The following is a 14,052-nucleotide window of genomic DNA, read 5'->3' as shown; positions in this document are numbered from 1 at the left end:
GAGCAGCTAAATGGTCATGCTGCGCTATGCGGTGTATCGCTTTTTCACGATGCTGCTGACGTTGTTGGTGGTCTCGGTTTTGGTTTTCGTCATCATCAACCTTCCACCCGGCGATTACCTAAGCAACCAGATTGCCGAACTCCAGGCCTCGGGCCAATCGGCAGGCGTGGCGAAGGCGGAATTCCTGCGCGCCGAATACGCACTGGATCGCCCCATGTGGGAACAATATCTGATCTGGATAGGCTTCTGGCCCGGCCCACATGGGTTTTCCGGGTTGATTCAGGGCAATTATGGCTGGTCCTTTGAATTCGACCGCCCCGTTTCGGAAATCGTTGGCGATACGCTTTGGTTGACGGTTGTCGTCAATCTGGCCGCGATCCTGTTTGTCTATGCCGTGGCGTTACCACTGGGCGTCATCGCCGCGGCGCGGTCGCGGACATGGATCGACTATACTTCGGCCTTTGTGGGGTACTTGGGTCTGGCAACACCTAACTTCTTGCTGGCGCTGATCCTGTTCTACTACGGTCACCAGTATTTCAACCTTCCTATCGGCGGCCTGATGGATCCTAAGTTCGAAGGCCAACCGATGAGTTGGGACAAGCTGAAGTCCATTCTCATTCACCTGATCGTGCCAACCTTTGTCATCGGCACCTCAGGCGCGTCGGCCATGATGCAGCGCTTGCGTGCGAATATGCTCGATGAGCTTGGCAAACCCTATGTCGAAACCGCCATCGCAAAGGGCATGGCCCCGTCGCGGATGCTGGCCAAATACCCATTGCGCGTGGCTTTCAATCCGTTCGTCGCGGATATCGGAAACCTTCTGCCGTCGATGGTATCCGGCTCGGTTCTGGTTTCCGTTGTTCTGGGCCTGCAAACCATCGGCCCGACCCTGCTGACCGCTCTGAAGACGCAGGACCAGTTCTTGTCAGCGTTCATCCTGATGTTCGTCGCCCTGCTGACGCTGATCGGCACAATGATCTCGGATATCCTGCTGGTGATGCTGGATCCCCGCATTCGATATGAGGGGCGCGAAGCATGACCGACCGTCCTGACAACCGCTACGTCGATGATGCGCCCTTTGATCCGCAGGCGTCGATCCAGCAACTGGAACGCGCCGATCTGGATGCACCGAACTGGGTGCTGGTCTGGCGCAAGTTCCGCACCCATAAACTGGGTCTGATCTCGGGCATCTTCCTGCTGCTGTGCTATCTGATGCTGCCCTTCGCCGGGTTCATTGCACCCTATGGACCCAATGATCGCAATGGCGAGCACCTCTATGCCCCGCCGCAATCAGTGCACTGGTTCCACGAGGGCGAGTTCATCGGCCCTCATGTTTACCCGATCGTGGCCGAGGCGGATCTTGAAACTTTCCAGTGGAAGTTTGTTCCCGACACGGATGACCCACGCCCGATCCGGTTTTTCTGCGAAAGCTCAGAGTATCAGCTGGCAGGGTTCATACCATCGGACACGCACCTGTTCTGTGCCCCGGAAGGTGCCACCCTGTTTCTGTGGGGGTCCGACCGGCTGGGCCGGGATATCTTCAGCCGCATTCTCTATGGCGCGCAGCTGTCGCTGACGGTGGGTCTGATCGGTATCTCGGTGTCGTTCTTCCTGGGCATCTTGTTCGGTTCAATGGCTGGCTATTTCGGCGGGCGTATCGACTGGACCATCAACAGGGTCATCGAAATCCTGCGGTCGCTGCCTGAGCTGCCGCTGTGGCTGGCCCTGTCCGCCGCCGTGCCTTCGAATTGGAGCCCGGTCGCGGTATTTTTCATCATTTCGATCATCCTCGGCATCCTCGATTGGCCGGGACTGGCGCGTTCGGTCCGTGCGAAATTCCTGTCGTTGCGAGAGGAAGAATATGTCAGAGCTGCCGAAATGATGGGCGCAAGTTCAGGCCGGGTGATCCGCAAGCACCTGCTGCCGAATTTCATGTCGCACCTGATCGCGTCGGCCACATTGTCGATCCCGGCAATGATCCTTGGCGAAACGGCCCTCAGTTTCCTTGGCCTCGGCCTGCGTGCGCCTGCCGTCAGCTGGGGTGTGATGCTGAATGACGCGCAGAACCTCGCCTCGATCGAGATCTACCCATGGACGGCTATCCCGATGCTGCCGATCATCGTCGTGGTGTTGGCGTTCAACTTCCTCGGCGACGGGCTGCGCGACAGTCTGGACCCCTATCAGCAATGAGCCTTCTGGCCACTCTTCCCGCTGTCGACAGCTATCGCAGGGTTGGCGCAGGCGTTCTGCCAAGCGCTTTCGCCGTTTCCGAACTGGCCACCGCCAGTTTTGCGGCCGTGGGTCAGGAAATGACCCATCTGATGCAAGCACTCAACCTGTCCGCGAAGAAGCCAGAGGTCAATGTCGATCATCGGCTGGCATCCTTATGGTTCGGCTTTTCTTTCAAACCAGACGGTTGGGAAATGCCGAGCCTGTGGGATGCGGTCGCGGGCGACTACAAAGCCTCGGATGGCTGGATCAGGCTGCACACAAACCTCCCTCGCCATCGCGCTGCTGCGTTGAAAGTCCTTGGTGCCCCGCCAGAGCGAGAAGCCGTGGCCAAAGCCGTCAGATCCTGGGCAATATCAGATCTGGAAACAGCAGTCGTTGCTGAGGGCGGAGTGGCCGCAGCCATGCGCAGCCGGGCTGAGTGGCTGGAACATCCGCAAGGCCGCGCGGTGTCGCGCGATCCATTGATCGGATGGCAGGGGCCGCGTTATGTCAAACTGCGCGACAGACCTCAGGCAACGATTGAACGGCCACTGGCGGGATTGCGCGTGCTCGATCTGACCCGCGTTTTGGCTGGCCCGGTGTCGACACGCACATTGGCCGGTTTCGGGGCTGAGGTGTTGCGGATCGACCCGCCGGGTTGGGACGAGCCCGGTGTTATCCCCGACATTTCTCTGGGAAAACACTGCGCCTATCTCGACCTGAAATCAGACGACGGTCTGGAAAGGCTGCACGGGCTGCTTTCGCAGGCGGATGTGTTTGTGCACGGGTATCGGCCCGGCGCGCTGGATGCGTTGGGTCTGACACGCGCCAAACGCGACGAGTTGGCCCCGAACCGGATAGAAGTAACTCTGGACGCCTATGGTTGGCAGGGTCCGTGGTCGACACGGCGTGGGTTCGACAGCCTTGTTCAGATGAGCGCAGGCATTGCCCATGCGGGAATGGGGTGGGCTGACGCAGACAAGCCAACTCCGCTGCCGGTTCAGGCTCTGGATCACGCAACCGGGTATCTGTTGGCCGCCGCTGTGCTATCGGCTCTGGCCGAGGCCGCATCAGGTAACTCCATCATGCATGCCCATCTGTCCCTTGCACGCACCGCTGAACTTCTGGCTGTGCTCGGCAAGGACGATGCCGAGGCGAAAGCCATCATCCCGACAACGGCAGACTTCAACACAAACCCAGAGGCTTCCGGCTGGGGCCCTGGCCATCGGCTCAATCCCGCGCTCACGGTCGGAGGCACCTCGATGCGCTGGGACTTGCCCGCATCGAAACTGGGCACGTCAGAGCCCGTCTGGCCCTTCACCGCCAACTGAACCAACCGCCGCGCGGAACGCGCGGCCCGGCCCAACGCATTGGGTGGCGTCTCGTCAGAGACGCAATCCAATGCGGCGGGAGCGCCCCTAGCGGTCGTCGCCACCCGGTCCGATATCGTCCAGATAATCCTCATCTATCGCGGCCTGCACTGCGCCGGTCACAGCCTCGCGCTGTTTCGGTGTCAGGTCTTCGGCCTCTTTGCCTTCCGCCAATCTGACGGTGACTTCACGGTGGGCAAACTTGATGCCTTCTCGCGCAAACAGCTCGCGAATATCCTGGTAAACCTTCTTACGCACCAGCCATTGATCGCCCGGTTTGGTCATGAATTTGACCCGGATGATCATCGCTGAATCCTGCATTTCGATCACGCCCTGAGATTTCAGCGGCTGGATGAAATTGTCCCCGATTACAGGATCGGTCAGCAATTGCTGACCCAGCTTCTTGATCAGCTTGCGCACCTTTTCGACATCAGTGTCATAAGTTACGCGCAACGGCAGTTTCATGATCACCCAATCGCGGGAATAGTTGGTCAGCACCTTGATCTCACCAAAGGGAATGGTGTTCAGCGCACCCAGATGGTGACGCAACTGCATGGACCGAACCGAGATTTTCTCGACCGTGCCTTTCACATCCCCGATGTCGATATATTCACCTTTACGGAACGCGTCATCCAACAGGAAGAACGCACCTGAAAAGATATCCCGCACCAGCGTCTGAGAGCCGAAACCGACAGCCAGACCTACAACACCCGCGCCTGCAAACAGCGGGCTGACATTGATCCCCAACTCCATCAGTACAATCAGCACGATGGTGACAACAACGACAGCCAGAATCGCACCCCGGAACAATGGCAAAAGCGTCGCCAGCCGGCTTTGCCCCCCTTCGCCGCCTTCGTCACCCAGCTCGGCCTCTGTGCCATCGTCAACCTCTTCAGCGATTTTGCTGTCGATCCAGATGCGGAAGAAATGAAACAGGACATAGCCGATGAAGAGGATGACCATGACATCCAGCGCACGTTCGACCGGCAGATCCTGGCTCCAATCCGCATCCGGGTACCAAATCACCACAAGCGCGTAGGCACCGATCACAAAAGCAAGAATTCCGGCTACGCGACGGGCCAAATCTTCATACGTCAGAAGGTATTGTTTACGCTGCTCAGCCTCGGGAGTTTCCGTTAGCTCGACAGTTTCAACATCAGCGGCGGCTGCGTCATTAATCTCATCGATCTGACGAGACCGGTCGAAGTAACGTTCCAGCAGATAATTCATCGCCCCATAAGCGACCACGACTGACATGAAGATCAAATAGCTGCTTGCGATCAGTGGCAGCGGGGTTGGGTTTTCCAACGCAAGATCCACGGCCAGACGGAACCAGCTGAACACAACGTAGACAATCAGTGCAGGTGCCCAGCCGAAGGAAACGAACCGCAACAACCACGACACCTGATCAGGCGCACGCCCGCCCCGGATTGCATTCGAAATCGCCCGGGCATTGAACAGGATCATCAGAATATTGCCTAAAGCGCCGACCATTGTCAGGCAGCCATAAACCATGGCGTAGACGTTGTAGTTCAAACCAAAATCCGCAACCCAGGTCGAAAACAGAACCACAGAAATATCATAGGTCGCCAGGGCTGACGCCCAGAAGTAAAGCAACTTGGCATCCCGATCCGAGAAGGGCGGCAGTCGATACTGGCTCAGGTAGGGCGACAGAACCATCCGCCATAAATCAGATATTGTGCGCGACAAGAAAAATGCCGTGAAAATCGCGGTCACTGTAAACTGGATCGAGATATCCCCTGCCTCGCCAAAGAACAGATATCCGACGATCAAAGCCATCAGCATGGCAAACACCGTGCCACCGATCCCCATCACGAACCGGTAAAGCAGGAACGGCATCTTTTCACGATACCCCTGCGGATCGTCTTTGATCCGTGCCACGACCCACCTGCGCGCTATGCGTTTGCCGTAGATTTCAGTGGACAGCCAGCGCCCCAGCAACAGAAACAGGACATTCCACAGCAGAACTTCGACATAAGTCTGAATACGACCGTCGGGACTGGTTTGGCGCAGGATGTATTTCACTTCGAACATCGAATACGGCAGCGCCTCAAGCCGCGACTGCATCGACTCACTAAACTTCGAAAAACGCTCCTGCGCCTTCATCAGCTGCGATCCGTCCCCCATGGGATTATCCGACTCGCTTGCGGCGCCAGCCGAATCTGCAGCCGTACCACCAGCCGAGGTCACGACCTGCCCGGCGCTGTCGATGACAATTACATTTGCCCCCGCTTCGCTGGCCGCGCGAATTGCAGCAGCCAGATCGCTTTCCTGCGTGGACGTAGACGAACTGCCCGCGCCATATCCCGGAATCAAGGAGGATTGCGCTGAAACGCTGACAGGAAGTGCCAGAACAAAAGCCCACAAAGCCAGAAAGACTGCGGCCAGAAAGGTATGTTTCATAGGGTATTGTATCCAGATTTCCCGATAACGATCAGATTACCCAAGCGTTCCAAACAGTTCAAACACTCGGGAGCGGCCACACTAATATCCTGAATGGGCGTGTTCTTGGCGCACTGCCTGACGTCAGCGGTTTTCAATCTGGCAAAAATTGAATATGAACAAGGTTAAGTTTCAGGATTTGCTCCCCCTGCCAGTTCCCGGTCCATTTGCGATCCTTTTCAAGCGTTGGTGCGATATGTCGCGAAATCGTCAATATGCTGTTGCCAAATCGCAATGCTTGGAACATTTGCAGAAGCGCAATTCCGCCTTTGGCAAGCGTGGAAGGGAAATATACGATATCGCTTGCACACGCGCGGATTTCGCATCGGGATCAAGAAGACAGGCAACACTATGAGCCTAGGCATAACCAATTCCAAACCGGACCGCGCGCCGCGTATCCTGTTTTACAGCCACGACACCTTTGGTCTGGGCCACTTGCGCCGGTCGCGGGCTCTGGCTGGGGCAATCACGCAGGCGGATCCAAGCGCGTCGGCCCTGATCCTGACGGGCTCGCCCGTAGCTGGTCGGTTTACCTTTCCCCGCCGCGTCGATCACGTGCGCCTGCCCGGTGTCACAAAGCGCGCCGATGGATCCTATGCCGCGCGCACGATCGGGATGGGGATCGAAGAAGTCACCGAGTTGCGGTCAGGTTTGATTCAAACCGCTGTTCAGCAGTTCGATCCCGACGTTCTGATCGTTGACAAGGAACCGACGGGGTTCAGGGGTGAGTTGCTGCCGACGTTGAACTACCTGCAACAAAACTGCGGCACGAAACTGGTGCTTGGGCTGCGCGACGTTCTGGACGAACCCGAAGTGCTGGCCGCCGAATGGGCGCGCAAGGAAGCCATTGAAGCGACCGAGCGGTTTTATCACGAAATCTGGGTTTACGGTTTGCAGTCGATCTATGACCCGACGCAAGGGCTGCCGCTGAGTGCGGCGGCACAATCGCGCATTCATTGGACGGGCTATCTGCGCCGCGATCTCGGTCCGGTTGGTGAGCCCCCGGAACAACCTTACATACTGATCACTCCGGGTGGTGGCGGTGATGGTAAGGCGATGGTCAACCTAGTCCTGTCTGCCTATGAAAAAGACCCGGATCTGTCACCGCGCGCCGTTCTGGTCTATGGCCCTTTCCTGTCCGGCGAACTGCGCGAAGAATTCGAAACCCGCGTTGCCGCTTTGAATGGTCGCGTGACTGCTGTCGGGTTCGAATCCCAGATCGAAACGCTGTTTGCTGGTGCCGAAGGTGTTGTCTGCATGGGCGGCTACAACACGTTCTGCGAGGTTCTTTCTTTCGACAAACGTGCCGTCATCGTCCCGCGCACCACGCCCCGGCTGGAACAATGGATCCGCGCGTCGCGCGCCGAAGGGCTGGGTCTTGTCCGCATGCTGGATGAAAATCGGGATGGCCTGACACCGGACGCGATGATCCGTGCCATACGCGAACTGCCGCACCAATCCCTGCCGTCCCAGGCGATCCAGAGCGGCTTGCTGGACGGGTTGGACTATGTCACGGACCGCATCGACAGCCTGTTGACCCGGGAACAGGAACGAGCCACCGGATGACCTCGAATTCTCCTACTCTGGCAGTTGTGGTCAAAGGCTGGCCGCGACTGTCCGAAACGTTCATTGCACAGGAACTTGTCGCTTTGCAGGATGCCGGGCATCGGTTCGACATCTGGTCTCTGCGGCACCCGACCGACACGAAACGCCACCCGCTGCATGACCGTTTCAAAGGACAGGTCCGATATCTGCCCGAGTATCTCTATGACGAACCTGACCGGGTCTGGGCGGCGCGAGCCACCGCCCAAGCACTTCCCGGTTATGCCGAGGCCTACCGGATCTGGCGCCAGGACCTGAGGCGCGATCCGACGCCCAATCGCATCCGCCGGTTCGGGCAGGCCTGTGTTCTGGCAACCGAATTGCCTGCGCAGACGCAGGGTCTTTATGCCCATTTCATGCACACACCGTCGTCGGTCACCCGGTACGCCGCTATCATGCGCGGATTGCCGTGGAGCTTTTCGGCCCATGCCAAGGACATCTGGACGTCACCGGATTGGGAAAAACGCGAAAAGCTGCACGCCGCAACGCATGGGGCCACTTTCGGCGCCACCTGCACAGCCATCGGTGCCGAGCATCTGCGCAGCCTCGCTGACAACGCCGCACGCGTCGACCTAATCTATCATGGCCTGGACCTGTCCCGCTTTCCCGAACCTCCGACGCGCAAGCTGCGCTGTGCGGCCGGTCGCTTTCACATGATATCCGTCGGTCGGCTGGTCGAGAAAAAGGGCTTCGACCGCCTGATCGCATCCTTTGCATTGCTGCCGGACAATCTGGACTGGCATTGGACCCATATCGGCGGCGGTGGTCTGGGCGATACCTTGCGCGAACAGGCGCGCGCCGCTGGCGTCGCGGACCGCATCACCTGGAAAGGCGCTTGCGATCAACCCGAGGTGATTGAAGCGATGCGTCAGGCCGACCTGTTTGTCCTGCCCAGCCGGATCGCCTCAGATGGCGACCGCGACGGTTTGCCGAATGTGTTGATGGAAGCCGCATCTCAGCTTCTGCCCATCCTGTCGACCCCGGTTTCGGCGATCCCGGAATTCATCGAAACCGGAACCCACGGCGTGCTGTCCGATGACGCCCCCGCAGCGCTGGCGACAGCCATTGAAGGGCTGGCCGCCGATCCTCAGCAAGCCACACAGATGGCGTGCGCGGCCTATGATCGCCTCATGGCCGAGTTTCGGATGGACCCGGGCATTGCCCATCTGTCCAAGCGGCTGAACGCCATGTGCTCGGATGGCGTATGATGGCCAGGGTTGCATTTTATGCACCGATGAAGTCCCCCAACAGCCCAACCCCCTCGGGCGACCGCGAAATGGCGCGAAACCTGATGCGCGCCCTCACTGCCGAAGGAGACGCGGTTGATCTGGTCTCGGACCTGCGGATCTATGACAAGAACGGCGACCCGGCGCTGCAGCGATCTCTGCAACACGCGGCGGAAGCGGAAGCGCAGCGGCTGATCGCAGAACTGCCCGCTGATACTGCGCTGTGGGTGACTTATCACAACTATTACAAAGCCCCCGATCTGCTGGGCCCTCAGGTCTGCAAGGCGCGCAGCATTCCATACGTGCAACTTGAAAGCACCCGCGCCTCAAGCAGGTTGAACGGGCCATGGGCGGGCTTTGCAGCAGCAGCGCATCAGGCCTGCGATGCAGCGGACGTGATCTTTTATCACACCGCAAACGACCTAATCACGCTGAAACGAGACCGCTTTGGCGACCAAGCTCTTATCGAGTTGCCTCCGTTTTTGCCGGTGTCCAAGCTGCCCCCTGCCACTGCCAGAGAAGGTCCCATGCTGACCGTTGGCATGATGCGGCATGGGGACAAATTGGCCTCATATCGGATACTCGCCGAAGCACTTTCCTATCTAACAGGCGACTGGCACCTGAGCATCGCGGGTGACGGTCCGGCACGTGCTGAGGTTGAGGCGTTGATGGCACCATTCGGGCATCGGGTGCGATTTCTGGGCCAGCTCGACCGGGAGGCCTTGCAGCGCAGCTATCAACAGTCATCGCTGCTGATGTGGCCCGGGGTGAACGAAGCATATGGGATGATCTATCTGGAAGCACAAGCCGCGGGCCTGCCAGTGATCGCGCAGGATCGGCCCGGAGTGCGGGATGTGCTGGCCCCAGCGACCTACCCTTCGGTTGATGCCGGGGCAAAAGGCTTTGCGGATCACTTGCAGACCCTGCTGACGGATTCATCCTTGCGTCGCACCCTTGGCGCCGCTGCGCGCAGCTATGTGGAGACGCGTCACCTTCTACCGCAGGCGACCGAGCGGTTGTGGACAAGCCTCCGCCCCTTGTTGAAGGAAACGTCATGACCCGACTTGCACTACTTCGCCACGGACACACTCATTGGAACCGTGCGGGACGAATTCAGGGCCGCAGCGACATTCCGCTGGATGATGACGCGCGATCCGAGTTGGCTGGCTATAGCCTGCCGGATGGGTGGGCAGATGCTGATATCTGGTCCAGCCCGTTACAGCGTGCCAGCGAAACGGCGCAGATCGTCTCGGGCCGCTGCCCGCAGACGTCGGCAGCGCTGACCGAAATGAACTGGGGCGATTGGGAGGGTCAGCGTGGCGTCGATCTGATCGCAGACGCAACAAGCGGTTATAAACATATAGAAGATTGGAGTTGGGAGTTTCGTCCGCCAAACGGGGAAAGCCCAGCTGATGTCAGGGACCGGTTGCGCCCGTGGCTGTCAGAGTTGAAGCGCGATACGGTCGCGGTCTGTCATATCGGTATCATGCGCGTCATTCTGGCTCAGGCTTGGGGTTGGAATTTTGATGGCCCCGCCCCTTTCAAGATCAAACGCAATCGACTGTATGTCGTCGATATGAACACCTTGACCCCCGATCCCGACCCCGTTCGCCTGATCAAGCACGAGGCACCCCAATGAAAGTGATGATCATCGTCACGCACCTGCTGGGGACAGGGCATCTCAGCCGGGCTCTGACACTGGGGCGAGCGTTCCGGGATGACGGCCACGACGTGATGGTCGTCACGGGCGGTATGCCCGCGCCTCAACTGGACAGCACTGGCATCACGTTGTTTGGCCTGCCACCCCTACGGTCGGACGGGACCAACTTTACCCGTTTGCTGGCTGAAACCGGCTTGGAAGCGGATGCGGCCGATCACGCTGCGCGTATCTCAGCCTTGGTGCAAGCGGTCGAGAGTTTTCAACCCGAAGTCCTGATCACCGAGCTTTACCCCTTTGGCCGTCGGTCCCTGTCGACCGAGTTTGATGCGGCCTTGGATACAGCAAGGACTCTATCCAAGCGTCCAATCTTTCTCGGATCGATCCGGGACATTCTGGCTCCGCCCTCGAAACCCGCCAAGGCGGAGCGTACCGATGACATCGTGAACCGGTACTACGACGGCATACTGGTTCATTCGACCGAAAGCGTGACACCCTTATCGGTGAGTTGGCCAGTTTCAGACCAACTGGCGGAACGGTTGCACTATACCGGCTTTGTCGCGCCTGCACTGCCGCAACCTCACCCAGATGCGGTGGGTCAAGGCGAAATCCTGGTCAGCGCAGGTGGCGGGTCCGTTGGGCAACCGATCTTTCGCGCGGCCATCGAGGCCGCCCGCCAGATGCCCAACAGGCGCTGGCGCCTGTTGGTTGGCGGGACGGATGCGAAGGCGCGCATCGCTGAGCTGTCCGAGCAAGCACAAGGAACCTCGGTCATTCTGGAACCTGTCCGACCGGATTTTCGCCAGATGCTGCCACACGCGGCGGCCTCGGTCAGCATGTGCGGCTACAACACGGCGATGGATATCCTGCAAAGTGGAACACCTGCCGTGTTTGTCCCCTTCGACGACGGCAAGGAGGTCGAGCAAGGTCTGCGCGGGCAGAGCCTGTCAGACCTGTCCGCAATCGAAGTGCTGGAAAGTCAGGCCCTGAGCGGGGACGCTTTGGCACAAGCGGTCGAGCGCGTCGTTGCCGATGGACCCCGCGCACAACAGGATTTCGGGTTTGACGGGGCCGCCCAAACCGTACGCATCGCCAAGCGACTGTTGGAGCAACGTGCATGACCCCCAACTGGCACTCTTTGGACACCGAGCTGGATCACTGGCGCGCGGCAGGTCTGACCCTGCCTCTGTGGTGGCGCGACGACGACGCCACCGACCCAACGCCGCAGTTGAATCAACTGGCTGATCTGTCTGCGCGATTGGGCCTGCCCGTGCATCTGGCCGTCATTCCCCACGACGCGAGCCAAGCCCTTGCCCAATATGCCGAGACGCAACCATCTCTCATCCCCGTGGTGCATGGATGGGCGCACACGAACCATGCCCCCAACGGCGAGAAAAAAGCCGAGTTTCGCCTAAACCGTCCGTTGGACGAGATGGTCAGGGATGCGCAGGCGGGGAAGAAGCGCCTTGATGCCCTGTTTGGGGACAACGTGCGCCCCATGTTCGTGCCCCCGTGGAACCGCATCGCGCCGGAAATGGTCGAACAATTGCCGACGGTGGGGTATCGTATCCTGTCCACTGCGACCCCGCGCAAAACTCCGCTTGCCGCACCTAGGCTCGAGCAGATCAACACCCATCTCGACCCGATTGACTGGCGCGGCACGCGGGGTCTGATCTCGTCCAACACATTGATCGCACAAACAGTTGATCTGTTGCGGGACCGTCGCGAAGGCCGTTCAGACAATACCGAGCCATTTGGCGTATTGACCCATCATCTGGTCCATGATCAGGAGATCTGGACCTTTACCGAGGCCTTGCTGCGCAAACTGCTGAACGGACCTGCCACAGCCTGGGTCGCACCGAAGAACGAATAAGGACATAACCATGAGCAGACTGGATTCCATGCTGCGCCGACTGACGGCTCAACGCGACGGGCTGAACTGGGCCGCCGAACGGATCATCGGTCAGCCAGGCGACGTGCTAGACATGGGGCTGGGCAATGGCCGCACCTATGATCACCTGCGTGAAATCCTGCCAGAGCGTCGGATCTGGGTGATGGACCGGGTCCTGCAATGCCATCCGGACAGCACCCCTCCGGCCGAGGATTTTTTGCAAGGCGAGGCCGAGCCGATGCTGAAGAAACTGGCGGCTGAAGGACACAGGATCGCACTGGCGCATTACGATTTCGGGCGCGGGATCAAGCATGAAGATGTTGCCGAGGCTGCGCGCCTGAGCCCGCTGATCGCGCAAGTGATGCAACCCGGCGGGCTGCTGATCTCCGGCCAGCCCCTTGTCGGCTTCGAGCAGATCAAAGGTCCCGAGACAATCGCCCCGGACCGCTACCTGTTCTACACCGCCTGATCACGCCACACGCCGACCACGCGCCCAGACCGAGTTCAGGGCCGGAACACCCGCCCGCATCCGAAACCGGATGACATCAGCACGAGCGTCGGCGCGCAACTCGCCCCGATCCTCCAAACCGGCCGCTTGCGCCGGGGCCAGCGTCACCGTCTTCATCCCGCGCGCCATATCGCCCCACATCTCACCCAACTTGGCCGCCGACAACAACAGCGCCGACGGCACATAGTCCGAGGACATGATGTCCAGATGCCCAAGCTCGGCCAGCTCGCGCGCCGCAACATTGCCCGAATGCGAACCCCCGCGAATAATGTTGGGCGCGCCCATCATGACCATGATGTCGTGATCGTGACAGGCTCGCGCAGCCTCGACCGTGGTCGGGAATTCTGCCAATCGAATACCGTGGCCTGCGGACACTTTCACCTGATCCTCGGTCGTGTCGTCATGGCTCGCCAAAACAGCCCCAAATCGGCGAGCGGCTTTCACGGTTTCAACCTCGTGGACATCGCCATTTCGATCCCGAAGCCCCTTTAGCTTGGCCACATGCTGCAGGAATGTATCATCGTCCATCGCATGTTTGCCTTTCATATACGCCTCAAGCTTGGCCAGATCGCGGAACTGCCGTTGGCCAGGGGTGTGATCCATGATGGACACAAGGCCAACCCTGTCCTCGGGCCCGAACTCGTCCAATTCTTCGACCAGGGTCTCGGAACACACCTCGGCCCGCAGATGCAGGAAGTGACTGATCTTGAGTGCATCCTGTTCACGCAGGTCCCACAGTTCCTGCGACAGACCACGGGCATATTTGCCATAGCGCGCCGCGCCTGACGGGATAGACCCCACCCGCATGGCGTCAAACACGGTCGTGATCCCTGTGCTGGCAAGTTCCGCATCATGCGCAAGGATCGCGGCAGCATGGGGCCAGTCCACCTTGGGACGGGGTTGAATGTGACGCTCAAGATTATCCGTGTGCAACTCGACCAGGCCGGGGCTGACATAATCGCCCTCACAATCAATCGCACCAGACGGAACCGTGTTCCCGGTATCGATCTCGGCGATGGTCTCTCCGACAATCCGGACACTGCCGGTTACGGTTTCATTCGGCAACACAAGCGTGGCATTGGCAAGGATCAAGTCTTCTGTCATCTGAACTTCACGCAGTTTGA

The 14,052-nt window shown here is 59.3% G+C and carries 12 protein-coding genes; 10 read left to right on the top strand and 2 right to left on the bottom strand.

The annotated features are described in order from the left end of the window. Window positions 1-10: 10 nt before the first annotated feature. The 3 genes from ACR0LF_RS14000 to ACR0LF_RS13990 are packed head-to-tail and all read left to right on the top strand — an operon-like array spanning window position 11 to window position 3,542. Window positions 11-1,039 carry an ABC transporter permease gene (locus ACR0LF_RS14000; protein ID WP_480580811.1) on the top strand — a complete coding sequence of 343 codons (1,029 nt, stop codon included), beginning with the start codon at window positions 11-13 and terminating at the stop codon, window positions 1,037-1,039. Continuing rightward, the gene (locus ACR0LF_RS13995) at window positions 1,036-2,190 is read left to right on the top strand and encodes an ABC transporter permease (RefSeq protein ID WP_480580812.1); all 1,155 of its coding nucleotides are present in this window, start codon (window positions 1,036-1,038) and stop codon (window positions 2,188-2,190) included. The genes ACR0LF_RS14000 and ACR0LF_RS13995 overlap by 4 nt, the downstream gene beginning before the upstream one ends. Beyond that, window positions 2,187-3,542, top strand: coding sequence for a CoA transferase (locus ACR0LF_RS13990; RefSeq protein ID WP_480580816.1), 1,356 nt, complete (start codon window positions 2,187-2,189; stop codon window positions 3,540-3,542). Before ACR0LF_RS13995 ends, ACR0LF_RS13990 begins: the two co-directional genes overlap by 4 nt. 87 nt (window positions 3,543-3,629) lie before the next feature. On the opposite strand, the gene ACR0LF_RS13985 is transcribed toward ACR0LF_RS13990, so the two are convergent. Beyond that, window positions 3,630-6,005 carry a mechanosensitive ion channel domain-containing protein gene (locus tag ACR0LF_RS13985; protein WP_480580817.1) on the bottom strand — a complete coding sequence of 792 codons (2,376 nt, stop codon included), beginning with the start codon at window positions 6,003-6,005 and terminating at the stop codon, window positions 3,630-3,632. 390 nt (window positions 6,006-6,395) lie between these two features. On the opposite strand from ACR0LF_RS13985, the gene ACR0LF_RS13980 reads away from it, so the two are divergent. The 7 genes from ACR0LF_RS13980 to ACR0LF_RS13950 are packed head-to-tail and all read left to right on the top strand — an operon-like array spanning window position 6,396 to window position 12,889. Continuing rightward, complete coding sequence (locus tag ACR0LF_RS13980) at window positions 6,396-7,610, top strand: glycosyltransferase family protein (RefSeq protein WP_480580819.1); 1,215 nt, start codon at window positions 6,396-6,398, stop codon at window positions 7,608-7,610. Continuing rightward, window positions 7,607-8,854 (top strand): glycosyltransferase family 4 protein, encoded by a 1,248-nt coding sequence (locus ACR0LF_RS13975; RefSeq protein ID WP_480580820.1) that lies wholly within the window; start codon window positions 7,607-7,609, stop codon window positions 8,852-8,854. Before ACR0LF_RS13980 ends, ACR0LF_RS13975 begins: the two co-directional genes overlap by 4 nt. Next, window positions 8,854-9,930, top strand: coding sequence for a glycosyltransferase family 4 protein (locus ACR0LF_RS13970; protein ID WP_480580822.1), 1,077 nt, complete (start codon window positions 8,854-8,856; stop codon window positions 9,928-9,930). Before ACR0LF_RS13975 ends, ACR0LF_RS13970 begins: the two co-directional genes overlap by 1 nt. After that, complete coding sequence (locus tag ACR0LF_RS13965) at window positions 9,927-10,511, top strand: histidine phosphatase family protein (protein ID WP_480580824.1); 585 nt, start codon at window positions 9,927-9,929, stop codon at window positions 10,509-10,511. The genes ACR0LF_RS13970 and ACR0LF_RS13965 overlap by 4 nt, the downstream gene beginning before the upstream one ends. Beyond that, entirely contained in the window at window positions 10,508-11,650 is a 1,143-nt protein-coding gene (locus ACR0LF_RS13960) for a glycosyltransferase family protein (RefSeq protein ID WP_480580826.1), read from the top strand. The genes ACR0LF_RS13965 and ACR0LF_RS13960 overlap by 4 nt, the downstream gene beginning before the upstream one ends. Beyond that, on the top strand, window positions 11,647-12,402 hold the full coding sequence (locus tag ACR0LF_RS13955; protein ID WP_480580827.1) for a polysaccharide deacetylase family protein: 756 nt from the start codon (window positions 11,647-11,649) through the stop codon (window positions 12,400-12,402). Before ACR0LF_RS13960 ends, ACR0LF_RS13955 begins: the two co-directional genes overlap by 4 nt. Window positions 12,403-12,412: 10 nt before the next feature. After that, on the top strand, window positions 12,413-12,889 hold the full coding sequence (locus ACR0LF_RS13950; protein WP_480580829.1) for a class I SAM-dependent methyltransferase: 477 nt from the start codon (window positions 12,413-12,415) through the stop codon (window positions 12,887-12,889). Here the strand turns inward: ACR0LF_RS13950 and ACR0LF_RS13945 are convergent, their stop codons facing one another. After that, on the bottom strand, window positions 12,890-14,032 hold the full coding sequence (locus ACR0LF_RS13945; protein WP_480580831.1) for an alpha-D-ribose 1-methylphosphonate 5-triphosphate diphosphatase: 1,143 nt from the start codon (window positions 14,030-14,032) through the stop codon (window positions 12,890-12,892). Window positions 14,033-14,052: the final 20 nt, after the last annotated feature.

It is taken from the genome of Ruegeria sp. E8 (genome assembly GCF_056533985.1).
This window is presented reverse-complemented; position numbering and strand designations above follow the sequence as displayed.